Annotated in this window: 25 protein-coding genes; 3 read left to right on the forward strand and 22 right to left on the reverse strand. The window is 42.7% G+C overall.

What is annotated here, in order from left to right; all coding sequences use genetic code 11:
- Positions 1 to 80: 80 nt before the first annotated feature.
- From KCV26_02975 to KCV26_03025, 11 genes are all read right to left on the reverse strand, one after another.
- Positions 81 to 452 (reverse strand): helix-turn-helix transcriptional regulator, encoded by a 372-nt coding sequence (locus tag KCV26_02975; protein WZX37371.1) that lies wholly within the window; start codon positions 450 to 452, stop codon positions 81 to 83.
- A 530-nt stretch (positions 453 to 982) separates the two neighbouring features.
- On the reverse strand, positions 983 to 1186 hold the full coding sequence (locus KCV26_02980; GenBank protein ID WZX37372.1) for a hypothetical protein: 204 nt from the start codon (positions 1184 to 1186) through the stop codon (positions 983 to 985).
- Between the two features lie 7 nt (positions 1187 to 1193).
- A complete protein-coding gene (locus KCV26_02985) occupies positions 1194 to 2453 on the reverse strand; it encodes a S8 family serine peptidase (GenBank protein ID WZX37373.1) in 1260 nt (419 codons plus the stop codon).
- 9 nt (positions 2454 to 2462) lie between these two features.
- A complete protein-coding gene (locus KCV26_02990) occupies positions 2463 to 3047 on the reverse strand; it encodes a hypothetical protein (protein ID WZX37374.1) in 585 nt (194 codons plus the stop codon).
- Positions 3048 to 3746 carry a hypothetical protein gene (locus KCV26_02995; protein WZX37375.1) on the reverse strand — a complete coding sequence of 233 codons (699 nt, stop codon included), beginning with the start codon at positions 3744 to 3746 and terminating at the stop codon, positions 3048 to 3050.
- Positions 3747 to 3750: 4 nt separating this feature from the next.
- On the reverse strand, positions 3751 to 4626 hold the full coding sequence (locus KCV26_03000; protein ID WZX37376.1) for a DUF2589 domain-containing protein: 876 nt from the start codon (positions 4624 to 4626) through the stop codon (positions 3751 to 3753).
- A gap of 239 nt (positions 4627 to 4865) precedes the next feature.
- Complete coding sequence (locus tag KCV26_03005; protein WZX37377.1) at positions 4866 to 7739, reverse strand: tetratricopeptide repeat protein; 2874 nt, start codon at positions 7737 to 7739, stop codon at positions 4866 to 4868.
- A gap of 116 nt (positions 7740 to 7855) precedes the next feature.
- Entirely contained in the window at positions 7856 to 8299 is a 444-nt protein-coding gene (gene rplI, locus KCV26_03010; protein WZX37378.1) for a 50S ribosomal protein L9, read from the reverse strand.
- Positions 8300 to 8317: 18 nt separating this feature from the next.
- On the reverse strand, positions 8318 to 8584 hold the full coding sequence (locus KCV26_03015; GenBank protein ID WZX37379.1) for a 30S ribosomal protein S18: 267 nt from the start codon (positions 8582 to 8584) through the stop codon (positions 8318 to 8320).
- 3 nt (positions 8585 to 8587) lie between these two features.
- Positions 8588 to 8992 (reverse strand): 30S ribosomal protein S6, encoded by a 405-nt coding sequence (locus KCV26_03020; GenBank protein WZX37380.1) that lies wholly within the window; start codon positions 8990 to 8992, stop codon positions 8588 to 8590.
- Positions 8993 to 9211: 219 nt separating this feature from the next.
- Positions 9212 to 10111, reverse strand: a complete 900-nt coding sequence (locus tag KCV26_03025) for a hypothetical protein (GenBank protein WZX37381.1) — start codon at positions 10109 to 10111, stop codon at positions 9212 to 9214.
- A gap of 106 nt (positions 10112 to 10217) precedes the next feature.
- Here KCV26_03025 and KCV26_03030 point away from each other — a divergent pair, with 106 nt between their 5' ends.
- Positions 10218 to 11486, forward strand: a complete 1269-nt coding sequence (locus KCV26_03030) for a U32 family peptidase (GenBank protein WZX37382.1) — start codon at positions 10218 to 10220, stop codon at positions 11484 to 11486.
- Here KCV26_03030 and KCV26_03035 read toward each other — a convergent pair.
- The 11 genes from KCV26_03035 to KCV26_03085 all read right to left on the reverse strand — a co-directional run bounded on the left by KCV26_03035 (position 11483) and on the right by KCV26_03085 (position 22870).
- A complete protein-coding gene (locus KCV26_03035; protein WZX37383.1) occupies positions 11483 to 11848 on the reverse strand; it encodes a DUF393 domain-containing protein in 366 nt (121 codons plus the stop codon). The two genes, KCV26_03030 and KCV26_03035, sit on opposite strands and share 4 nt — an antisense overlap.
- The gene (locus tag KCV26_03040) at positions 11845 to 12381 is read right to left on the reverse strand and encodes an RNA methyltransferase (protein ID WZX38304.1); all 537 of its coding nucleotides are present in this window, start codon (positions 12379 to 12381) and stop codon (positions 11845 to 11847) included. Before KCV26_03040 ends, KCV26_03035 begins: the two co-directional genes overlap by 4 nt.
- A gap of 41 nt (positions 12382 to 12422) precedes the next feature.
- Entirely contained in the window at positions 12423 to 13160 is a 738-nt protein-coding gene (locus KCV26_03045) for a glycosyltransferase (GenBank protein ID WZX37384.1), read from the reverse strand.
- Positions 13157 to 13882: a methyltransferase domain-containing protein gene (locus KCV26_03050; protein WZX37385.1), complete on the reverse strand. Its 726-nt coding sequence runs from the start codon at positions 13880 to 13882 to the stop codon at positions 13157 to 13159. The genes KCV26_03045 and KCV26_03050 overlap by 4 nt, the downstream gene beginning before the upstream one ends.
- A complete protein-coding gene (locus tag KCV26_03055; protein WZX37386.1) occupies positions 13863 to 15095 on the reverse strand; it encodes a glycosyltransferase family 4 protein in 1233 nt (410 codons plus the stop codon). The genes KCV26_03050 and KCV26_03055 overlap by 20 nt, the downstream gene beginning before the upstream one ends.
- On the reverse strand, positions 15092 to 16237 hold the full coding sequence (gene wecB / locus KCV26_03060) for a UDP-N-acetylglucosamine 2-epimerase (non-hydrolyzing) (GenBank protein ID WZX38305.1): 1146 nt from the start codon (positions 16235 to 16237) through the stop codon (positions 15092 to 15094). Before wecB ends, KCV26_03055 begins: the two co-directional genes overlap by 4 nt.
- 19 nt (positions 16238 to 16256) lie before the next feature.
- Entirely contained in the window at positions 16257 to 17462 is a 1206-nt protein-coding gene (gene wecC, locus KCV26_03065) for a UDP-N-acetyl-D-mannosamine dehydrogenase (GenBank protein WZX37387.1), read from the reverse strand.
- Between the two features lie 101 nt (positions 17463 to 17563).
- A complete protein-coding gene (locus KCV26_03070; GenBank protein WZX37388.1) occupies positions 17564 to 18772 on the reverse strand; it encodes a glycosyltransferase family 4 protein in 1209 nt (402 codons plus the stop codon).
- A gap of 12 nt (positions 18773 to 18784) precedes the next feature.
- Complete coding sequence (locus KCV26_03075) at positions 18785 to 19612, reverse strand: MBL fold metallo-hydrolase (GenBank protein ID WZX37389.1); 828 nt, start codon at positions 19610 to 19612, stop codon at positions 18785 to 18787.
- A gap of 61 nt (positions 19613 to 19673) precedes the next feature.
- Complete coding sequence (locus KCV26_03080; GenBank protein WZX37390.1) at positions 19674 to 21815, reverse strand: S9 family peptidase; 2142 nt, start codon at positions 21813 to 21815, stop codon at positions 19674 to 19676.
- A 104-nt stretch (positions 21816 to 21919) separates the two neighbouring features.
- On the reverse strand, positions 21920 to 22870 hold the full coding sequence (locus tag KCV26_03085; GenBank protein ID WZX37391.1) for a nitronate monooxygenase: 951 nt from the start codon (positions 22868 to 22870) through the stop codon (positions 21920 to 21922).
- Positions 22871 to 23003: 133 nt separating this feature from the next.
- On the opposite strand from KCV26_03085, the gene purD reads away from it, so the two are divergent.
- Positions 23004 to 24275, forward strand: a complete 1272-nt coding sequence (gene purD / locus KCV26_03090) for a phosphoribosylamine--glycine ligase (GenBank protein WZX37392.1) — start codon at positions 23004 to 23006, stop codon at positions 24273 to 24275.
- A 41-nt stretch (positions 24276 to 24316) separates the two neighbouring features.
- Positions 24317 to 25303: a hypothetical protein gene (locus tag KCV26_03095; protein WZX37393.1), complete on the forward strand. Its 987-nt coding sequence runs from the start codon at positions 24317 to 24319 to the stop codon at positions 25301 to 25303.
- Positions 25304 to 25470 lie beyond the last annotated feature (167 nt).

Consider the following 25470-nt stretch of genomic DNA (forward strand, 5'->3'; position numbering starts at 1 on the left):
CGTCGCCAGAGGATAACCTCCACCTGGCGGCGTTTTTACATAGGAAATTTTAGAGTAGAGTTTATATTTATACAACCGATTCAGGTTCTTTGAACAAAATTGCGATAATGTGATGGAGTAACTCCTGTATGCCTTTTGAACGTACGAGAAAAATAGGCCAGATCAATAAAACCGCAGTTCTTGGCAATTTCACCAATATTTTTATCAAAGTGAACCAGCTGTTTTTTGGCGTGATTGACTTTCAACTGAATGATATAAGCGTTGGTTGAATATCCCGAAGCCGCATTAATTTTTCTATTAAGCTGAGACACGCTCATGTTTAACTCTTTTGCTATTGAACCGGGAGACAGGCCGGGGTCAGATATTTTTTGGTTGATAATATCGGTAACCTTTTGAAGAAAAAACATATTCACCCGCATCGGTCTTGTTTCGTTTTTGAGAGCTGTTTTCATGTTTTTATCTTTTTTGTTTTACTACATGAATATAGGTATTACAGACAGGTGCTGATGATCAGTCAGAATGAACAGATCCTTATGGACTTATCTTCCAACCAAATCCGAAGACACCGTTAAGCTATATGAAGAATAATAAAAGGGCTTGAAAAGTATCCAACAACAGAATATCGCGCATGTTAAACATTATAATTTTTTAAAGAGATACATCGAGGGCCCTTTTATTGGCAATACATCCATTCTCATACAAAAATAATTCGAGGTAGAAAAAAACGTTAGGATTATTTACACAAAATTTAGGACTCAGTGAGCATTAACATTTCGCATATTTGTATTCCACACACATTATCTCTCAAATAACTAACTTATAAACAACTAAATACGATCCAAAAATATGAATAAAGTTTGGATTGGATAAAGATAAATCTGCGAAGGAAGATTATTTCAATGACCTCACAAGTCACTGATTTTCAAGCAATTAAAAAAGCCCCAATGAATATCGGAGCTCTATGTGCTGAGAAAACACAAAATTATTGAATAAAGAAATCTTCTTTTTCTTCCTCTATTGTAATAAAAAAATCAAATTTGGCTTCTGAAACTTCTTTTTCAGTTTCAAACTTAACAATCTTTAATCCTGGATAATATTTGCTTATTTTTATACCCAAGCCGGTTAATCTCGTTTTAACTTCCTTAAAAGACCTACCGTTCTGTATAACTCCAAAGTATGTTTTCATATTCTTATCATTGGATAACCTGAATCAACCCTTTCCCGATATCCCTATATTTAAGATTTTCAATCGGTTTTGCTTTGCTTTCAAGTAACTCCCAAATTTCCCGGGTGTTCAGATCCGGGAATTGTTCCATATAAAGCGCCGCCAGTCCGGAAACATGGGGAGTGGCCATACTTGTTCCACTCAACAAGACATAATTTCCTGAATTTCCGCTTTTCTTCGGATAAGAACTCAGCACATCCACTCCTGGCGCACAAACATTGACATTGCCTCCGGTAGCCGCATTGATCCCGGCGTTAGAGAACCGGGCAATCCGCATCTGATTATCAATGGCTGCAACAGCCATGATGGAGAGAGAGTTTGCCGGTGCAGAAACCGGAACGGGCAATGCAGGCCTTTTACTATCATTGCCTGCAGCTGCAATAATCAGGCAATTGCTATCCAGAGCCCTGATTCCCACAGTCTCAAAAAGGACAGAAGGCTTTTCGTTCAGCTTCACCGGTGAAGCCAGGGACAAGGAGATTATTCGGAATTTTTTAGTAATAGCCCAGTCAATCGCATCGATAATACTGCTGGTTGTCCCCTTTCCATTGTTGGAAAGTACTTTTCCTATTTTCAGGTTGCTGTCTTTTGCAATCCCGTACCGCTTGCCGGTATCGTTTCTAACATTCCCGCAAGCAATACCGGCACAATGTGTTCCGTGTCCGTTAGGATCTTTATCCCATTCTTCACCTTCGATGAAGGATTTCCCTTCAACAATCCTGTCTACAAAATCGGGATGCGAAACATCGAATCCGGTATCGAGTATGCAAACATCTATTCCTTTGCCCGAAAATTGGGTTTCTCCCATTCCAATAGCTTTCAACCCCCACTCCAAGTCCGTTACAGCCGGTTTTGGAATCGGTTTTCTCCGGATGTAGTTTTCCAGTTCCAGAATTTTGTTCTTCAATTGATCAACATTTGTCTTCAAATCGTCAATAAAGGTAAATTCATCGGCAGGAAAAAACTCCCTTTCCTTTTCAAAATAGATAACCGGGCTTTTACTGTCGGCTATCGACCGGGTTAGCTGTTCTTCATCTACATCGTCAACCACTACCACTCCCAGGTTTTTGTAAAGAACGGCATTGTTATTGTCGATAATGTTAAACGAGCGGTTATCTTTCGATAAATACTCCGATGAGGTAACGCTTACGGAGAACCCTTTCTCCACGTTACGGATCGATTTTTCGTTTTGACTGTCCAGCAAAACAATGTACCTGTTTTTTACCATAATTTTATTTCATTGAGTAGTGATTTTGCAAACAACTTTTTCGATAAGCAAGTAAATATCTTCCGGTATTAAATTCGTGAGCAGTTTTTTGTTTATTACGGAAATAGAACCATTTTGAGAAAGCAGATAGCTCCAGTAAACCTCGATCTTGGGAATAGTATCCAGGTCTTTCAGCTTTTCGTCCGATAAGACTCCTTGTTGACAAAGGTTAAGAATCAAGTTGGAGAGAATTTCTTCACCCTCTTCGAGTTTTGTGATTTCTTTTTTATAGACCTCCTGCAACAACCTGTCAAGACTCTCGATTCCGTTGTAAGAAAACCCCCACAACAATTCTCCTTTCCCGGAACTTATCTTTTCCATTTTGGACGGATCAAAACCTCTTTTTACCGTTAGGAGCATGTTCCTTATCCTGAGAACTTCTGACTCTTTGGAACTTTCGCCTCTGTTTTCAAAATAATCCGATAATTTTGTCAGGAAAGTGTTAAACCGATGTTCAAAATCAAATGACTTTCCGGTAAATAACTTCTGAACCCGATTAAACTCCACAAAAAGATCGTCTATAACCCTGACTTTGTTATGGATAAACTCTTTCATCTATTCAAAAATGATTTCTTCGATCGTTTGGCCATTTTTATCCGTAAACGTTTTAATCCGTAACCCCTCCTCTTCCATCTCAATGTGAAGATTAATGAACAACTTGTCTTTGTCCTCCGCCCCCGTCGTGTTCGGGTCGATGTAAATGTCGTTCAACTTGGTAGATACCAAAGAGTAACTGTTGGTAATAGCTTCTGACAATATTCTTTTCATTTCCAAACCTTCCGCTTCAACGGTGGTATCTTGAGGTCTGAAAACTCCGATGTTCAACGATTTGATTTGTGAAGAGACATCCAGTTTTTTCACTTCGTCGCCAATATTTCTTACCAGTTTTTGATCTTTTTTCTCGAGCGATTTAAAAAGTTGCTTAAACTCCTGATTTTGTATCTGTTCTCTCGTAACTGGAGAAATGTTTAGGTGTTTTTCTTTGTTTACCACCTCAATTCGTTCGTTTAAATCATTCAGGAATTTCTCGTCATCGAGCTTAAAATTGTATTTCGACTGAGCACTTATATCACTAACCTTCAACGGTATATCCATCTTTATAGCTGGAAAAGCAAACCTGGGAGCTTTAAAAAATTTCAAGTATTCGTGGTTGGCGTACTCTTTGGCCACCTGAACCGACTTTTCATCTGCTTTTTTACGAGCCTGGATTATCTCGCTGTAGAGATAATCCAGGTAGTCTGAAAGTTTAATCATGATCTTAGTTTGTTGAACCCAATAAACCCAGTACTTTTTCCAGACCGGCCGGCATTTCATCGTTGGTTGCCCTGACCTTGACGCCTAAAGAATATTCTTTTTCAACCTTAATACCTGTACTTGACGATCTTTTGTAGGAAACATCCACTTTGAATTTTACCGGCCCCCAACCGCCAGAAGCTCCGGCATTGATACCAAATTCACTGCTTACGTTTTTCGTGTAGGTAGAGTTAAGCTTAACGTTGAAGTCCACCTCGCACGATTCAATCCGGAAACTCGGTACATTGAGTAAGGCGATAAACGGTACATTTATTTCTGAATCTTGTTGAATTGTCGGAGAGGTAGTACCCGGATTTGCAGGATCATATTCAGGATTAGGAACATTTTTCTTGTACTTGAACTCCGCCATCCTAAGTTTTTTTGTACCGGATGTGTCTGTCTCAAATCCCACCTCGTTAATGAAGCTCACGGTGCTTATCGATGCGTTCGATTGCGCTTTTACGCAAGCATCCAACGGTCCACCAATAATTGTTGCGAAATCAATACTCCCTAGCTCTGCGGCAAAATCTGCACTGGCAGCATCTGAGGTAATAAAAATCTTATCGTCTTCAGCCATTTGTCCGAAGATTAATTTTAACGCATCGGATGAAGCTCTGGCGACAGAGCTCTCCCATTTCTGGTCGTATCCGGTTTTAAAATTGTCGATAATGTCTATAATTTCTTTTTTTGTAAGTCCCTGTAATTCAGAAGGATCAATCCCGCTAATCTGTTCGTATACCGAAGGGGATAGTACATCTTCCAGCCCCGAAAGCATTTCAATCAATTCACTTTTTGTTTTTTTACTGTAGTCTTGTTCCAAGACCGATTTTAAAGTTTTCATCGTGCATTAATTTTAATAATAAAAACAATAGAATTTATTTGCGATAAAGATTCAAACCGTATTATTTGCTGACTTATCGCGGATAAAATTAATGGAGGATGGGAGAAAAAATTAGGACAATTCGAACAAAAATTTGGACATTTTGAACATTAACTTCTTGTGATTTGTACTACATCGACGTGACAAAAATATTAATAATCTATTTAACAGACAGTTAACCACGTAAGAAAAGTAAAAAGTTATTGAGGCAGGTTTCGGTAAGCCGTTGGGGTAACTCCGGTAATTTTTTTGAATATCCGGGAGAAATAAGCCACATCAAGGAAACCACATGCTTCTGCCACTTCACCAATGTTCTTGTCGCGCTTAATCAGTAACTTTTTGGAGTAATCAATTTTCACATGTAGAATATAAGCGGAAGAGGAAAATCCCGAGATAGCGTTCACTTTTCGGTTAAGCTGCGAAGGACTAATATTCAATGAGTCAGCTATTTGTTGTGGACCCAGATTGGGATTGGATATTTTTTTGAAAATTAAATTAGTAACATTATGAAGAAAAATCATATTGGCATCCATAGGTTCTTTTGAACCTTCCTCCAATACTGCCTTCATATACTTTACTTTCATGACCTTAATAAATTCCAGCAGGTTTGAAATTCTGATCAAGAGCTCCTCGGGCTGAAAAGGTTTTCTGATATACACATCTGCACCGCACTTAAGTCCGGTCAGCATATCTTCGGAAGTAGTCTTTGCCGTGATCACAATAACCGGAATATGATTTAAAATTGTTGAAGATTTCACTTCTTTACATAAGGTCAATCCATCTTTACGAGGCATCATCGCATCAGTTATGATGATATCGGGTATCAGCCTGAGGGCTTTTTCCATACCGTCTACACCGTCAACGGCTGCAATGACGTTATACTCGTCTTTTAAAAGTGATTGAACATAAAAGAGGACATCCGGGTTGTCTTCTACCAGTAAAATGGAGGGTTTGCCATCCACGTGAGGCACCTCTTCCTCAAATACTGATTGGCATGCTTTTGATTCATCTTTCCAATCTACAGAAAAATTCGTGTTATAAGGTGAATCACTGCCGGGTTCCCATTTCTCGATATTCACTTTCTCGTTTGTTCTTAACGGAAGTGTAACGGTAAACTCCGAGCCTTTGTTAAGCTGGCTCTTCACCTCTATGGTTCCATTCATATGCTCTACCAGCTGTTTGGTAAAAGCCAGTCCAATCCCACTGCTCTGCTTATCTCCCGAATTAGGCACCTGATAAAAAAGATCGAATATTCTTTCGAAATCATCTTCGCTTATACCCACACCATTATCAGTCACTTTTAATTTCACATCCTTCTCATCGGCCGTAATTAAAACACTAACCAATCCGTGATTTGAGGTATATTTAATAGCATTGGAAAGTAAATTCTGAAAAATGTCGGTTATATAGTTAGGCACAAAATCCATCTCAATAAGTGGACTTTGGGGATAGAAAGAGATAAATATGTTCTTGTCGTTCGCAAATAAACGATACCGGTCAATCAATATCCCTATAAAAGTTACAATGTTACCGTTTTTCCATACCGGTTTATCCAGTCCGGAACTTATTTTAGTTATATCGAGCAGCTGATTTACCAGACGCAGCATCTGTTCACCTTGTTTCTCGATAGCAGAAAGGTAATACTTTTCTTCTTCAAGCGGGACTTTTTTGTTTTGCAGCTGCCTGCTGTGTCCAAGGATTATCGTTAATGGCGTCCGGAATTCATGGGTGATATTGGTGAAGAAATTCGACTTAACCCTATCTATTTCACGCAACGTTTTATTTTTCTTGGTACGTTGTAAAAAAGCGTACCACAATGTCACAGACAAGGATATCAATAACAATAACGCTGCAGCAGATGCCGTAAGTATAATTCTGGTCTCACGCACTTGCATCTCCTTTTCCCTGTTCAACTGATCAATAAACTTCAAGTTTTTTTCGCGTTCATAATTGATGCGTATATCCGTTACCTGATTATTCTTCTGTATGCTAAGGATACTGTCCTGGTACATTACGCTTAACTTATTGTTTTCTAGCGCATCTCTGTATTTTCCGATCCGACTATAGTACATCTCGTACAAAGCATAGACTTCCGACAAATGTTCGGGAGATCTGATCTCCTCTGCAGTCTCTTTAGCTTTCTCGAGATACCTGAGTGCTTCATCAAAATTGTCCAACTTAAGATTGATCCTGGAAACGGCCAGGCAAGAGACAAGCCAATGCCACTTATCGTCCATTCCGTCCATTACAGCATAAGCTTTCCGATACTCATCTTCTGCTTTTTGATATTCATTTTGATCTTCAAAAATTTCGCCAAAATGCGTATGACAAAGCCCGATCCCCAATTTTGATCCAATCAATTGGTTTTTAATCATAGAAAGATCGTAATAATAGAACGCCGAATCATACTGCTTCCTCATTTGGTAAATAGCTCCTAAATTGGCATAGTTTATAGCCTGACCGAGATTACTTCCGATGGTGACTTCTCCCTTGAGTGCTTCCCTGAATTTATTTTCGGCTTCGTTAAAATCGTTTATTGAAAGCGCGATGTTACCAATACCATTCAGGGCCATAACCCTGTTTTTCTGGTTCGCCTTATCGTTGACATCTTGAAAGCTCTCTGTAATCTGAAGGGCCTGATAGTGGTAGTCAGACGCTTCGGGAAGGACGCCGATCCTTCTCAGGTTGGTTCCAATATTGTTGTAAGCTTGTGCAATATAAATTGTATCCTTCAAGAGGAGGGCAGCATTTAACGATTGCTGATGATAGTCGATCGCATTGGAAAAGTCGGATTGTGCCCGATACCTGTTACCAAGCTCACAACTAGTGATATAAATACCGGCGTAGTTTTTGGATGCCGTAAAACTGTTCAGCAGGAGTAATACTGAGTCGGCAGGAAAGTTGCGTGAATATACTTTTTTCTCCAGACTGTCTTTAAATGCAGTGCTCTCAATTGTGGTGTTTCCCGTTCTTGTACACGAAACAACTGTCAAAAATAAAAAAACCACCGCCCTAACAGTTAGCTGAGTTAACTGCTGGCGGGAAACATGAACGTATTTTACCAATAAATTCATTATTTTCCGTGTCTCTTGGCGGTAAACAACAGATATCCGCATCGTTGCAAATGTAATAAAAAAAAGCTGATAAATACAAATTTTATCAGCTTTTAAAAAATATTATTCCTTGTATATTATTCTGCCACTACTTCAAATGGAATTTCCACAGACACTTCTTTGTGCAACTTGGCGACAGCCACGTAGTTCCCTACTTCTTTTACAGAATCTTTTATAACAATGGTTTTTCTTTCCACATCAAAACCCTTTTCCTTTAAGGCATCGGCAATCTGAATGTTGGTAACCGACCCAAAGATCGTTCCGGTGGAACTGGTTTTTGCACCGATGGTAAGGGATACTCCTTCCATTTTTTCGGCCAGAGCCAAGGCGGTTGCTTTAATTTGTTCCAACTTATGAGCTCGTTGTTTCAGGTTTTCAGCCAACACTTTTTTCGATGATTCGGTAGCAATAATAGCTTTTCCCTGTGGGATAAGATAGTTGCGGGCATATCCTTTCTTTACGTTTACTATATCGTCTTTGTAGCCTAAATTAACTACATCTTCCTTTAAAATTACTTCCATAACTTTTCCTCCTTCTTTTTATTTCATTAAATCGGTTACGTACGGAAGCAATGCTATGTGACGTGCTCTCTTAACTGCTTGCGCGATACGACGTTGAAATTTAAGCGATGTACCTGTTATTCTGCGTGGAAGAATTTTCCCCTGCTCATTCAGGAACTTTTTCAAAAATTCGGGATCCTTGTAATCGATGTACTTGATTCCATTCTTTTTGAAACGACAATACTTTTTCTTCTTAACATCCACCGATACGGGAGTCAAATATCTGATTTCTGATTGTTTAGCCATCTTTTAATCCTCCTTTTCCTCTAATTCAACTTTTTTTTCCACCTTAGCGGTATCCTGAGTACGTGCTTCCTGCTTCTTACCGCCTTTGTTGTTTCGTCTTTTCTCGGCGTATTCAAATGCAAAATGATCCTGCTTGATGGTTAAGAAACGAATTACACGCTCATCGCGACGGAAGTTTACTTCTAATCTGGCAACCACTGACGGGTCAGCTTTGAATTCCAGAAACGTATAAAAGCCGGTTGTTTTTTTATCGATGGGGTAAGCCAGCTTACGTAATCCCCAGTTTTCTTCGTTTACAATTTCAGCCCCTTGGTCCGTGAGGAGGTTCTTGAATTTTTCAACCGCTTCCTTCATCTGTACATCAGACAAAACGGGAGTCAAAATGAAAACGGTTTCGTAATTGTTCATACTAAAATGAATTAATTATTAATGATTTAAACCGAAAAATTATTTTTCGGACGGCAAAGATACAATAAAATACGCTAAAAACAAAGCTCTAAGGCTAATAAAAAAGATAAAAGACTGAAATTCGCACACTATTCGGATAAAGAAAACAGAGACAGTGACCGTCGTTTAACCGGACAAAACAACTTCTGGAATAATACATTCACGAAAAAAGGCTACTTTCTAGACAACACTTTCCCAAATCCGATAGCGAAGTTCAAATCCTTTAGGAATAAAAATAATCATGGGATCTGTTGTATACGGTACCCTTCTTGTTTCCCCGTAGATAAATTTCCCGGTCAGTTCCCTGTCTGGGCAACCCATCCGCGTAGACGCAATTTCACCGTCCGAATCAAAAATCATAAACATGTGGGGAGAAAAATTCATGTCTCCGGCATCTCCGAAAGTTACGTCGATAAGACGATGCCTATTGCAATCCACTTTTTTCGTGATACCTACAACAAGTTCTATTTTTGAATTTTCAGAGCCTGCTGGCAATTGTAATATATAACCGTCGTATTTGTCTTTAGTCAGGTCGAAAGGACGTTTTTCAAAGAGCTTATTTTCGGGATCGTGCTCAACCTGAATCATTTCGGCAACTTTCCACACGGTATGCTTCAATTCAATATCTTTTGGGAGATAAACAACCGTGGGTCTTAAACTGTTATAATCGACCAAAACCGGCATCCCACGAGCAAACTCGGTGTGCAGGCTGTCTGTTGCACATCCCAGCAACGTCTGCACCACTTCCCCTTCCGACCGGTAAATGTAGCGTAACACATCTTCATCGGCAAAAGAATCTTCTACAAACTCACCCTGTAAGCTATAATCGTTGCATTCATCCATTTGCATCGTCTTGCCCGGGATTATCTCAACGATAAATTGAGATTCATCAGGCTTCCCGGGCACGGAAATGACATATTTTTGATAACCTTGTGGATGAGGATATTTTTTCAGGATTCCAGTCATCTCTATTGAATCCAACCGATAAGGATTGTCAGATGATGTCGATTTCCCTTGCGAACAGTTTGTAAGTAAAACCAAAAGTGTAGGTAAGAAAAGAAGGGAATAAAACTTTTTCATAATAGCCATTTTAGGGTTTTGTTATCTGTTAAACGTTTCCTTATTCAAATAGTTCTATGCCTATTGCGTAAAAAGTCGTATTTTTGTATCTCAAAAAATCACAGAGATGAAAAAAATTCACGATTACGAAATCATGTCACCGGCAGGTTCCTACGAATCACTGACAGCTGCCATTCAGGGAGGTGCTGATTCTATCTATTTTGGTATCGAGGGGCTGAACATGCGTGCCAAGTCGTCCAACAATTTCACCGTGGAAGACCTGCACAAAATTGCGGAGATCTGCAGGGAAAATAAAATAAAAAGTTACCTGACCGTCAATACTATCATTTACGACAACGACATGGAGCTGATGCGAAAAGTGGTGAATGCAGCCAGGGAAGCCAATTTATCAGCAATCATCGCAGCAGACGTGGCGGTGTTGATGTATGCCCGAAGCATTGGAGTGGAAGTACACTTGTCCACCCAACTGAATATCACCAACACCGAATCGTTACGGTTTTACGCCCAGTTTGCCGATGTGGTGGTGTTGGCTCGCGAACTCAACCTCGATCAGGTAGCTTCCATTCACAAAGACATCGTCGAACAGCAGATAAAGGGCCCGTCGGGTGAACTGATACGCATAGAAATGTTCGCGCACGGTGCTTTATGTATGGCTGTTTCAGGCAAATGCTATCTAAGCTTACACGAAAAAAATCTGTCGGCAAACCGGGGAGCATGCAACCAGATTTGCCGCCGCGGATATATCGTAAAGGACAAGGACAGCGAAATTGAGCTGGAAATTGACAACGAGTACATCATGTCTCCCAAAGATTTAAAAACCATTCATTTTATGAACAAGATGATGGATGCGGGTGTCCGGGTCTTTAAGATTGAAGGCCGTGCCCGCGGCCCGGAATACGTCCGGACAGTAACCTCGTGCTACAAAGAAGCGGCCCAGGCCTACTGCAACGATACGTTCTCGCAGGAAAAAATCGATACATGGAACGAAAAGCTGGCCACCGTCTTTAATCGCGGATTCTGGGACGGGTATTACCTCGGCCAACGGTTGGGTGAATGGACGCACCGGTACGGTTCAGGGGCAACAAAAAGAAAAGTTTATGTGGGCAAAGCCATTAAGCATTTTGGGAACATCGGCGTTACGGAATTTTTGGTAGAAGCCCAACCGGTTAAGGAAGGCGATGAGTTATTGATCACCGGGCCGACCACCGGCGCGGTTTTTGTGACGGCAGAAGATATCCGAGTCCATTTGAGGCAAGTTTCCGAAGCAGTTAAAGGCGATCACTTCTCGATAAAAACGCCCGAGAAAATCCGCCCAAACGACCAGCTTTACAAAATGGTAAAGGCTGAACGCCGCGGGACAGCTCACGAACGTTAAATCCTCTCGCAGTCTTTTTGCCGGCAGTGCAACGGAACTATATGCCTGTTTACAGCCAATTGTTTATACAAACAAGAGCCCAACCGGGTGATTTTCAATACCCAGAAAGCCGGAACAAGCAACCAGAACAGCGGAAGCCGGAGAATAGTCCGATACAGCGAATCGTATCCGTACTTCCATATCCCTTTGTGAACAGATGCCAATTGCTCTTCCGCCAAAGTCAGATTCAACCCGGGTGCAATTTTCGTATGCTCTTCATTACGTAACTCTCTGCATGAGATAAGATTAAACCAATCTAACTGACGGATCAGGTTCATGAACCGGGTGCAGTTTTTGCACCAATTATCGTAGTAAACAGTCATTCAGACAGTTGTTTGAAAAAATCCCAAATCACTATTCCCGCCGTAACCGAAACATTCAGTGAGTGCTTGGTACCGTACTGCGGAATTTCGATGCAGTTGTCCGAAGCATCAACAACTTCCTGTTGCACACCGTGTACTTCATGTCCAAGGATGACGGCATATCTTCCCCGCCGGTCCAACGTCAGGGTTTCCAACGAAAGGCTGTTCCGGGTCTGCTCTATGGAAAAAACGGTATACCCGTTCGTTTTCAATTCTTTAATCGCCGAAATAGGTTCCGCGAAATACCTCCATTTCACCGAATCTTCAGCACCCAGTGCCGTTTTATGAATTTCGGCATCGGGCGGTGGGGCAGCAATGCCACAAAGGATAATCTCCTCCACCCGGAAAGCATCGCATGTGCGAAAAACCGAACCGATGTTGTGTCGGCTGCGCACATTGTCCAACACCACCACCAAGGGAATTTTGGGTGCTTCTCGAAATTCTTTAACACTTATTCTGTTGAGTTCCTCAACGTTGAGTTTTCTTCTGTACATCATCTCTGTTTCTCTCCCCATCACTTAAGAGAAAGGGGAGGTTATTTCCCAGGTTTTATTACGGCTCGCACTGCAAACCAAACATGGTGAAGGAAAGTTGACACCTGTCCGTAATGCTTCACCATGATCCGGTACCGCTCCTTGAGCGAGGCCTTCCGGTTGGCCGTAGTTATTCCCTCGTTCAGGTAATTAATAAGCGTCAGGTGTGTATTACGGATGTAGCGGGATTTTCTCATCATGCGGATGCACCAGTCCACATCGGCAGAAAAACGATAATTCAGGTCGTAAGGCTCAAAAATCGATTTCTTGACCATAAACGCCTGATGGCACACCAGCATTCCTTGTTTAAAACTTTTCCAAGAAAGGGTTTCGGGTGCACTTAGTCGACGCATAAACAAAAATTCCCCGTTATCACCGACAATAGCCGTTTCACCATACAAGATGTCAGGGGCCGAAGCGGGTTCGAAAGAATTCATCATTTTCTCTACTGTCTCCGGCAGAAAAAACATATCACCTGCATTTAAAAAGCAAAGATAGTCACCCGTAGCCATCGTTACGGCTTTATTCATTGCGTCGTACAACCCGTTGTCCGGCTCACTCTTCCATTTCAGTTTGGGATTCTCATACTGCTGGATCAACGCAAGGGTATTGTCTTTCGATTTTCCGTCCACAATAATATGTTCCACATACGGATACGTTTGTTCGCGAACACTTTTCAGCGTCCGTTCCAACGTTTTTCCTGCGTTGTAGGTAACGGTTATTACGGAAAGCGATTTCATTTGCGGGCGTAAACAACAATAAACGGCGAAAGGAACCGTCCCTTCACCGGAAAAAGTTTAACGGCATAACTCAACATTTTCACCCATTTTCGGATACGCTTATTTTTGGGTTTCGGCTCCAGCCAAAGCATAGGCTTCCCCAGGTATTCAATTTCAACCTCCTTTAAATCGAATTCCTGCATAATGCCTTTCAAACGTGGGATCTCCATCGATTTCAGGTTATGTGCTTCCAGATTTTCCCTATCCAACCATTGTTGTATTCTTCCGTTCAACCCGAGAAAATTAGGGACCAGCAGGAGTAAATGTCCGTTTTCCGAGAGCAAGTCCACGTGCCGTGCAATGACGTCGCGCGTGTCCTGAAAGTGTTCGATAAATCCCGATGAGAAGACTACATCGTATTTTTTTTCGGACGAAATTTCGAAAAAATCGCCATCAATACACCGGATGGTATGCTCCGGAAGATTATTGACCGCCTCAAACTTACGGACGATAGCAGTATTCATGTAAAAGTCGAGTACGGTAACATCCGGAATACCCTGCTTGTAAAAATACGCCGCAAAAATACCGGGAAAACCGCCGATTTCGATAAAACTTTTGGCTCCGCTGAGTTTCGGTATAAATTTTCCGAAAACCACGCTGCGAGGAATCTTGTCAAATTGATAGTCCGACCAGTATGCCTCCCAGTGCGACTGATCGGTAATATTATTGGGATTGTTCTGCATAAATCGTTAAATAGCGGTTGACAATTATTTCCTCTGCGTATTCCGACAATACTTTTTTTCGGGCATTTTCCGAAAGCTGCCGGAAGTCAGCTTCAAAAAGGATCCACTGCAAACCTTGGGTTAAGTCATCAGCGTCCTTATATTCGGCCACATATCCGTTTTTTCGGTGGTCAATCATTTCGGGGATTCCCCCGGTATTGAATCCAACACAAGGTGTACCGCATGACATAGCCTCCATAAGGGTATTCGGTAGGTTCTCCTGCAGTGAAGGTGTCACAAAAACATCGGCAGCATTATAAAGATCCGGCATTCTATCCGGGGTAACAAATCCGGTATTCACGGACAAGGCCGGCAGTTGCTGTGCAATTTCGTTCCCGTTTGTCCCGGCAATCAGGAACAGCACCTCTTTGTTGTTAAGTCGTTTGCCGGCTTCTATCAAGTAGTCCATCCCTTTTCGTTTGTCGGAAGCTTTAACCGCGGCAAACAAAATAATCCTTTTGTTCGCAGGTAAGCCCAGTTTTTGTTTTGCTTCCTCCTTATTTTTGGGAAAGTACCTTTGCGTATCGATGGGGTTTGGAATAGAAACTACCCGGCGTCCTGTTGTAAGTGGACTTTTTTCTGCTAGCCTTCCAAGCCACTGGCTGCAGGCCACAAATTCTATTTTTCCCTGATCGTATGCCGTCTGTTTTTTTCGAAAAATCCGGTGAGAAAGATCGTTCTCCAATGGAGCTTTCAAGTATGGACAATTTCCGCATGAATGATGAAAGCGTGCACACAGTCCAGCATGATGACAAATTCCGGTGAAGGGCCACATATCGTGCATCGTCCACACCACCTTTTTACCGCTGGCAAGGATCTCTCCGATTTCGCTGATCGATAACATCCCCTGATTGATCCAGTGTAGATGAATAATGTCAGCTCGCTTAAATTCGGGAAGCCGGGTAACGGAAATTCCGGTATTGGCGATGGAAACATCAAAAAGGTTCTCCCGCGATAACCGGTTTTGCAAAAATATTTGTCCGCGCTCCCCATAAAAATGCAGGTTATTTTGAATTTTGCCGCCTGCTTGCATAATATACTCATTGTCAGAACGTTTATCACGAACCAGCATCTTCGCCCTTACCCCCTTGGCACGGAGAGCATTCATCAACCGGAAAGCTGCAATGGCTGCCCCGCCGTGAATATCGGATGTGCTGATTATAAGTACGTTCATGCTATTTCCAACATTTTCTCAACGATACGTTCACATGCCTTGCCGTCACCGTATGGATTGGTTCTGGTTGACATAGAATAATAATAGCTATCGTCCGATAAAAGCCGGGAGGTTTCTGACACAATCAGGCTGTAGTTCGTTCCGACCAGCCTGACTGTCCCGGCCTCCAGTGCTTCGGGACGCTCCGTGGTATCCCGCATGACCAGAACCGGCTTACCTAAGCCTGGAGCTTCTTCCTGAATTCCTCCACTGTCGGTCAGGATCAACCTGCTCTTTTCCATGAGGTAGACAAAAGGCAGGTAATCCAGGGGTTCTATTAAATGGAGGTTTTCGTGCTTATCATCACTAAACACCTCACGAATGGTTTCGCGCACATTCGGATTAAGGTGCATTGGGTAAATGAAATGAGTTTCGGGGAACTTTTCCGATAACGTTTTTATTGCTTGGCAAATATGTGTAAATCCTTCACCAAAATTTTCCCTCCTGTGGCCGGTAATTAATACAAGTTGCGGGGTAAGGCTTCCGCCCATTTTTTCGGGCAACCCACTCCGGATTAGGGTTTCCTCGATCTCTTTCCGAAGGTTTTTATCGGTTTTTATTTTTTGAGTAACCCAATACAGCGCATCAATAACCGTATTTCCTGTTACTGAAATACTGTTTTCTTTGATTCCCTCATCCAACAGGTTCTGCTTGCTTAAGGGAGTAGGTGCAAAATTGTATGTGGCTATCCGGCTTGTGATTTGACGGTTAATTTCTTCCGGCCAAGGGCTGTACATGTTGTGTGTTCTCAGCCCTGCTTCGACATGCGCTACCGGTATTTTCTGGTAAAAAGCAGCCAACGCGGTTACCGTGGAAGTGGCTGTGTCGCCATGTACAATCACCCAATCGGGTTGCGACTGCTTCAGCACATCCCTCATACCCGTTAATATGCTGGATGTTATGTCGTATAAGTCCTGATTGCTTTTCATAACATTCAAGTCATAATCGGGTCTTATTTCAAACAGACGAAGAACCTGATCCAACATTTGCCGGTGTTGCCCGGTTACACAAACAAGAACATGAAATTTATCGGGATATTTCTGAAACTCCCTAATCAACGGAGCCATTTTTATAGCCTCGGGACGGGTTCCAAAAACAAGCATTATTTTTTTTCGCATACCCTCATTTTTTAAAAACCCCACAGAAATCAAGGATCACCTTATCATCTCTGAAAATCAACTTCTTAAACTCCTTATGAGCTACCAGAAACGCAACTATATCGGCCGTGTCATACGCTTCCGCATAATCGGTAAGCTTAAAAACCTTATGCGTCTCTATATTGGGCTCAACGATTAAGAAATCAGCGTTGTTATGCCCTTGCATTACTTTCGAGACAATGTATTTGGCAGGTGACTCCCTCAAATCTTCGATGTTCGGCTTAAAAGAAAGCCCCATCAAAGCCACAACAGGTTCCCGGCCTTCACGTAAATTGAAATCCTTCATCGTGGAAAGAATTTTCTCTGAACACCAAAAAGCTTTGTAATTGTTTATTTCACGGGCCTTTCCTATCAGTTGAGACTCAATCGGAAATTCTGAAGTGATGAAATAGGGATCCACGGCAATACAATGTCCTCCCACCCCACTTCCGGGTTGAAGAATGTTTACACGGGGATGTTTGTTGGCTAGCTCGATCAGTTCCCAGACATTGATATGGGCTTTCTCACATATGATGGAAAGCTCGTTAGCAAAAGCAATCTGCACATCGCGAGAAGCATTCTCTGTCAGTTTACACATTTCGGCAGTACGCGCATTTGTCTTGTACAGGGATCCTTTCACAAAATGGCTGTAGAAGCCGGCAGCTTTTTCCGAGGATCCTTCGTCGATACCTCCTATCACACGGTCGTTGTGAATTAATTCATAAACGGTATTTCCCGGCAATACTCTTTCAGGACAATAACTCAAATAGATTTTATCTTTTAACGCAGGCTTTTCGGAATAAATCAACTCTGCCATCTTTTCCGTGGTGCCCACAGGGCATGTTGACTCAATAATACACAAATCTCCTTCCTTCAAGTAAGGAAGAACGGTGGTGACAGCAGACTCCACGTACGAGACGTCGGGTTCATGATTTCCTTTAAACGGGGTGGGCACCACAATGACGTAAACATCACTTGTTTGCGGCTCAGTATATGCTTTAAGGGTTCCGTTGGAAGTGACTTTTTTGCATATCTTATCCAATCCGGGTTCTGAGAAATGAACTTTCCCGGAATTCACACTTTTCACTACTTCGGGATTAATGTCTACACCGATTACTTCAATACCGTTATCAGCCGCGATTACAGCTGTCGGCAAACCTATATAACCCAATCCAATAAAACAAGCTTTCATATACTAATCCATTAATTCAACTACAAAAATAAGCGTAAAATTCCTAATAAAACGGTTAACGCCACATATATACCCATTTTCTTTGACGGGAGAAAGACAAATCAATTCGATAAAATAGTTTTGTAGGCATTTACATACCTATCGCTGACCGTATCCAGGTTGACCTTATTTTTGATGATTTCGAAGGAATGTTCTCCCATTTTTTTTCTTAAGCCGGGATCATTAAACAGCGCAATTATCTTTTCGGACAGATCTACGGCATCATTTTCCCGGAAAAAGAATCCGTTACTCCCTTCGTAAACCAGATCCCGCTCGGTACCGTCACATACCGAACATATTACCGGAAGGGAGAACGTCATGGCATCGTTGATGGACAACCCCCCCATTCCTGCCAAAACATAAACCGATGACGCCAAGAAGTATCTTCCTATCAATAAATTATCGTAAATCTCTCCGGTAAAAATAACTCGGCTGCCGATCTTCAAGTCACGGGCTTGTTTTTTCAGATTTTCCATTTCGGGGCCATCTCCTACGATCACCAGCTCCGCACCGGGGAAATGCGACAGTACTTTTGAAAAGGCGTCCATCAATAAATCCACCCTTTTCCATTTCACCAACCTTCCGATATGAATCATCCTGTGATCATTTTGAGGCAACAGAGGTTGTTCTTTGGACAGTTCTTGTCTGATCCGGAGCAATTCCTCGGAATTGTTTGAGTTGTAGGTAACAAACACCGACTTTTCGGATAGGTTATAAGTAGGCAAGATCTCTTTCCCTACAGACGAATAGACTACCGCACCATCAGCGTGTGAGTAACAGTATTTCCTGATTTCTGCAACGAGTTTCTGCCGTATGTGGAAAAACAACCCTTTATTCAGCAGGTTCATATCTTCATCGTATACAGGGTTTTCTTTGTAGAAGGAGCTGAGTTTTCCATAGGGTGGAACCTGAAAAGGGATTTCGCGCATCACAAATTTGGATTTGGTCTCCTTTAAAGCTTTCCTTAATTCAGGTTGAGTGAAATACTGCAAGAAAAAAGGCCAGCCTACGACAAAAATATCAGGCTTCTCTCTGTATATGATGGAAGGAAGTTCCCTGAAGCCGGTTTTGCCCAGCAGCGATTTTCTTTCTTCACTCGTTATAACCCTGTAATTTGCCACCTCCCGGCCAATCACCCTTACGCCTTTTCCAATCATTGTACTTTTTTTCGGAGGAACAACCACCACAACTTCCACTCCTTTATCAGCCAGCTTATTCAACAAAGCATTGGCATAAGGTGGAATTCCTCCAAAAACGTACAATACTTTCATTTACAGCGGAATTTAAAATTCAATTTTCGAAGACAACACATTCCGGCGGAAAACGCCTAAATTTATATTCACTCCCACCTCTATACCTTTGCCGACAAGTTCATTCTTCACCGTCTCATATGCCAGATCGGGACTGTTGTTATCACCGCTCAGGTGGCAAAGCCAGATATTCCGGAGATGAGGTGAACAGTTGTTTGCCAAAAACTCAGCAGTCTGCCGGTTGCTCAAGTGTCCCGTTCCGTTACTGATTCGCTGTTTAAGGAAATAGGGATACCTTCCGTTAAGAAGCATTTCTTCGTCGTAATTGCTTTCAATAACCAGGTGGTTAGCTTTTCCGGCGTAATAGGCTACATCATCGGTTATAGCCCCGATGTCGGTTGCCAGTGTAAGCTTGTGATTACCGAACTCAAAAAAATAACCGGCATTGTCGCTGCTGTCGTGCGGGACATCGAAAGCGGTAATCCTAAAATCTTCTATCTGAAACGACTCTCCCTTCTCTATAATTCGTTTAGTTGCACCGTTGATGGTGTTTTTAACAAGGGGACAGTTACGAATGCCCCGGTGTACCTTCTCTGTAGCATAGACCGGTATATTAAGTTTTTCGCTCAGGTACCCTGCTGATTTTATGTGGTCGTAATGGTCGTGTGTCACCAGAAGGGCGTAAATTGACGAAAAATCGATACCGTGATCACCCAATCTTTTTTTGATAATACGTGGCCCCAATCCAGCATCGATAAGCATCCCGTAGTGGCTGTTTCCCAGGTAATAACAATTACCGCAACTACCGCTGCCCAAACTGAAGAACGAGAATTTATCGGAAGAAAATAAGTTATGTTGCATATTCTAACGGACAAAGGTACGAACAATTTATGATTTTTGTGCGTAATCCGACCTACCTTCGCTACCGGCAAAAATCCTCAAAATAGCGTGTGATGTGTTCGTGCAGATGCACACGGTCCCGGCCTATCATGTTATGCTCGTGTCCGGGGTAGACGAAAAAGTCGGGATGCGTGCCTGCACCAATCGACGATTTCAAGAACTGCAAGCTGTGCTGCATCACCACTACCGGATCTTCGTCACCGTGAATGATAAGCAGCCTCGATTTCAGCCTACCAGCTTTGTTCAGCAAACTTGTCTTCGCGTAACCGTCAGGATTCTCCTGAGGCGTATCCATGTAACGTTCACCGTACATCACTTCGTAATATTTCCAATCGATCACAGGACCACCGGCAACGCCCACCTTAAATACCTCCGGGTAGCGCAGTAACATGTTAATTGTCATAAATCCGCCATAGCTCCAGCCGTGAACACCCAGCCGGCCGGCATCCACGTAAGGCAGTGATTTCAAGAATTCCACACCGCACATCTGGTCTTTGGCCTCCTCCACACCAAGCCTACGGTGAGTAACATCCTCGAAGGCTCGTCCTCGAAACGATGTACCCCGGTTATCCAACACAAAAACAAGGTATCCTTTCTGTGCCATATACGTTTCCCAACCGCCCGAACCGTATCTCCAGCGATTCTGCACCAATTGTGAATGCGGACCACCGTAAACATATATGGCCACAGGGTATTTCTTTGCCGCATCGAAGTTAGCGGGCTTTACCATCCGGTAAAATAAATCGGTTTTACCGTCGGCAGCTTTCAGGCTTCCTAGTTCAACACGAGGCATACTGATTCCGGCAAAAGGATTTAGAGCGGAGGTTAGTGTAACCGTTTTGGCGTTTTTCAAGTCGATAATATCAACTTTACCGGGATTATCGCTGGCTGAATAACGGCTGACCAGGTATCTTCCAGAATTGCTGACGGCAATGGTGTGCATGCCCGGAACATTGGTGAGTCGGTGGATGCTTCCGCTCTTTAAATTTACGCTGTAAGCATGCCTTTCTAAAGGGCTGGGCTGGGTTGAGACAAAAAACAGGTGTTGTCCTTTTCCGTCAAAACCGATAACATCCGTTACTTCCCAATCTCCCCGGGTGAGTTGTTTCAGTAATCGGCCCGACGTATCGTACAGGTACAGGTGGTTGAATCCGTCCCGTTCGCTTTGCCAGACAAATTGAGCGGGGTTGTTCCTCACAAACAAAACCGGATTTTCAGGCTCCACGTACTTCGGATGTGTTTCTTCAAAAAGTGTTTTATCAAAATCACCCGACCCTGCGTCGTACCGGTTCATCTTCAAGTGATTTTGTTCACGATTAAGTTCGGCTACATATATAAATTTTTCGTCGGGACTCCAAACCACGTTTGTCAGGTACTTGTCCCTGGGTTCACCTGTTTTCAGGTAAACGGTTTGCCCGGTCTTTACGTTATAAACACCGATCGCCACTTCGTGACTGCTTTCTCCGGCCATCGGATACCGAATGCTTTTCTCCGTTGCGGTCCGGGCAGAGATATCCACAACCGGATAACAGGCAACCATGGTTTCATCCATCCGGTAAAACGCCAGTTTGTTTCCACCGGGTGACCAAAAGATTCCTCCTTTAATTCCGAACTCATCCCGGTGAACCGCCTGACCACAAACAATCCCCTTGTTTTCTTCCGAAGTGATTGCCGTCTCTTTACCTGTTCCGTCCGTTATATACAAGTTATTCTCTTTTGTATAGGCCAGATAAACATTGTCGGGAGAAAGTTCCTGGTTGGCACTGTTTTCGGGAAAATCAACAGACAAGATTACCTGTCTGGTTTTCAAGTCATACACACCCGTGCCCTTAGCCGATGAAAATACCAGGTTATCGCTGCCTTCCCTGTCAAAACTCACACGGGAAACAATTCCCCCGCCTTTTTCTTTTTTCCGGATTTCATCGAACCGGAAAACAAATTTTTTGTGGTTAGGATTCAACGGGTCGACCCGGAAGACGGAGTCGTCCCTGAGCATCATCAACTCATCGTCGTGCCATTGAAATTGTTCGCCTATTTGCGGATAATAACTGTAAAAGTTTTTTCCTCCCGGGATAAGTTCGTCCAACGTGAACAACTTGTTTTGTTGGGCAAACAGCAAGCTTGTGCAAACAGATAATAAAAGAAAAATAAAATATTTTCTCATAAATAATTTTACTTATAAACCCTTCCACACGAAGCCGGAACATCACTCCAGGTTTAACCCTTCCTGTATGCAGGCAAGTCAGCGGCAGTTGTGGGAGGATAAGATTAAAATACAATCCTGTTCAATTTTTCAACTGCCTCGTAATATTCTTTCATCATCCCTTCGACCACCTGCTCCGCAGGAACAACAGTATCTATCAGCGATGCAACTTGTCCAATTTCCAGTTCACCCTCCACCAGATCTCCTTCAAATATACCGCGTCTTGAACGACCGCGCCCCAGCAACGAGCGAAGTTCGTCAGCAGATGCACCCCTATCTTCCAATTCCTGTACCTGATGATAAAAATCATTTTTCACCAATCGGGTGGGACTGATTTTCTTCAGTGAAAGTATGGTGTCACCCTCTTTCAGAGAAATACACTTCTGCTTGAATGCATCACTGGCTGAGCTCTCCTCAGTAAGCGCAAAACGTGTACCCACCTGTACACCCTCGGCCCCAAGCGCAAAAACAGCGGCCATTCCTTCGCCTGTTGCTATTCCTCCGGCAGCAATAAGCGGCAAACCGGTGACTTTTCGCACCTGCGGAATAAGCGCTAGCGTGGTGGTTTCTTCTCGTCCGTTGTGCCCTCCAGCTTCAAAACCTTCTGCAACAACAGCATCCACACCCGCTTCAACGCATTTCAATGCAAATTTCGAACCGGATACCACGTGCGCGACGATAATGCCTTCGGCTTTCAGTTTTGCGGTCCACGTTTTTGGATTTCCTGCCGATGTGAAGACAATGGCTACTTTCTCATCCATCACGATTTGCATGATCTCTTCAATTTGTGGATACATCAGCGGGATATTTACTCCAAAAGGTTTACCGGTAGCCATCTTGCATTTCTTTATGTGATCGCGTAACGTTTCGGGATGCATCGAACCTGCACCGATCAAGCCCAATCCCCCTGAATTACTTACTGCCGATGCCAATCGCCATCCACTACACCAAACCATTCCGGCCTGAATGATGGGATATCTTATGCCAAACAATTGGGTAATTTTGTTTTTTTCCATAATTCATGCAAAGGTAATTTTTTTTCAAAACGTTATCAAGAAAAGCTTTTAGAAGTTTATTGTTTAATTTAATTTTAGTAGTTTTGTACGTCCAACAGATGATTATTGGCGTAAATTTCTCTTCCAGTTGACTATGAACGTATTAATTCTTGGCTCCGGTGGGCGTGAACATGCTTTTGCCTGGCGTATGCGTAGCAGCAAGTACTTGAACAACTTGTTTATTGCGCCCGGAAATGCGGGGACTGCATCGTTGGGAACAAACGTTGCCATCTCTCCGACAGACTTTCAGGCGTTAAAATCGTTTTCTTTGGGAAACGATGTGGACATGATCGTGGTTGGGCCGGAGGATCCGCTTGTTCAGGGAATTTACGATTATTTTCGCAATGACGAGGACGTGTGCCACGTTGCCGTTATCGGTCCTTCCCAAAAGGGGGCCCAGCTGGAAGGGAGCAAGGATTTTGCCAAAGAATTCATGAGCCGACACAATATCCCCACGGCGCGATACAAAACGATCAGGCTAGAAAACATTGAAGAGGGAAATTATTTTCTGGAATCATTGCAGCCTCCTTATGTACTCAAAGCCGATGGGTTGGCAGCCGGAAAAGGGGTGCTCATCATTGACGATTTAAACGAGGCCAAACGCCTGCTTTGGGAAATGCTCAACGGGATGTTTGGTTCTGCAAGCGACAAAGTGGTTATCGAAGAGTTCTTAAAGGGGATTGAATGTTCGGTTTTTGTGCTGACCGACGGAAAGTCGTACAAAATCCTGCCTGTTGCCAAAGACTACAAACGTATTGGGGAGGGTGATACCGGGCTAAACACCGGGGGCATGGGTGCGGTTTCCCCTGTTCCTTTCGCTGATGCCAAGTTTATGGAAAAGGTGGAACAACGGATTGTTCTTCCCACTGTCAACGGAATTAAGGCAGAAAAGATCGACTACAAGGGTTTTATCTTCTTCGGGTTGATTAATATAGATGGTGAGCCGAAAGTGATTGAATACAATGTGCGGATGGGTGATCCTGAAACGGAGGTGGTATTGCCGCTTGTCAAGTCAGACATTCTGGACCTTTTTGTAAGTGTAGCCACCGAAACTCTGGATACAAAAACAGTGGAAATCGATAACAGGTACGCTGTTACCGTGATGATGGTTTCTGGGGGATATCCAGGCAGTTACGAAAAGGGGAAAACAATATCGGGAATTGAACAGATAAAGGATTCCATTGTTTTTCATGCCGGGACAACGTTAAAAAATGACGAACCCGTAACATCAGGCGGACGTGTCTTAGCTGTAACCTCATATGGGCATACAATGAATGAAGCGCTTGAAAATTCCTATAAAAATATCGAAAAAATCTCTTTCGAAAACAGCTATTTCAGAAAAGACATCGGCTTTGACTTAAGATAAAAATGAACACTTTGCTGGTTAGAAACTTCAAATCTTTTTTTGTGGAATCCAGATTCATTTCACTAGTTGTTTCTATTACCGTCATCGCGTTGCGTTTTCTGATGTTTTTGAAAAAGGGCTTACCTGATTTTCCGGCAAACAATACCGGCTTTATCTGGCCCTATATCGAACCTGTTTTTCTCGAAAATCCCCTTCTCTCGTTTTTAGCGAGCACATTCTGTGTTTTCATTATATCTTATCTTCTTTCCGAATTGAACGTCCGCTACGGTGTGATCCGCATGCGAACAGCGATGCCCTTTTATGTTCCGCTGATTCTATTTAGTGTCCATCCGTTTTTTCTGAGAATGACTCCCGATTTTCCGGGGCTCATCTTCGTTCTCTGGTCCCTTTTTCCGTTACTGGCATCGTATCAGTACCACCATTCCCACCGGTTTGCTTATCAGTTTAGTGCGTTGATAGCCATTGCCGGAATCTTTCAAATCCACGCGTTATTGTTTGTGCCCTTGTGGTTAATTGGGTTATCGGCGATGGGCAGAATAAACTTCCGATCTTTTATAGCATCTATTTTTGGAATAATACTGGTGTTTTGGATTGCTTTTGTGTTCTATGTCTTTGGGGATAACATCTCCGGCTTTATCGAACCTTTTAAAGGTCTCGCCGAGATCTACAACTTTACGCGGACGCCCGGTTTTTCTGTCCCGCAATGGGGTTTTATCGGGACAATGCTGCTTTTCTTGTTTTTCATTATTACCGCTGATAGCAAGCAGATTACAAGAGAGCGGAGCTTTACCAAAAAAGTATTAATTTTCAGCATTTCCGTAATACTGCTTTCCTTTCTTTTACAGATTTTGTACCTGACTCACACGTTCATCTGGATCTACATTATCATCGCATTTCTTTCCATCATTGTGGCGCATTTTTACGCCAACACCACATTCAGGCTGGAGATTTTATCATATTTCTTCGTTTTGATGCTGTTAGCTTTTTATTACTGCCTAAACCTTTTCACCGATTTATCACCATTCTAAGAAACGTCTTAAATCTTAAATTTCTATTCATCTCTACTTCCTTCATGCTGTTTTTCGCTCTTTTTCGCGTCCTTGAATCTTCATTTCTTCAAAATAGCCCCACTATAGATCCATCAAAAAATAAACATAAAACAAGACATGAAAAAAATCAATAAGTTGCTAACAAC

It is taken from the genome of Petrimonas sulfuriphila, from assembly GCA_038561985.1.
GTDB lineage: Bacteria > Bacteroidota > Bacteroidia > Bacteroidales > Dysgonomonadaceae > Petrimonas > Petrimonas sulfuriphila.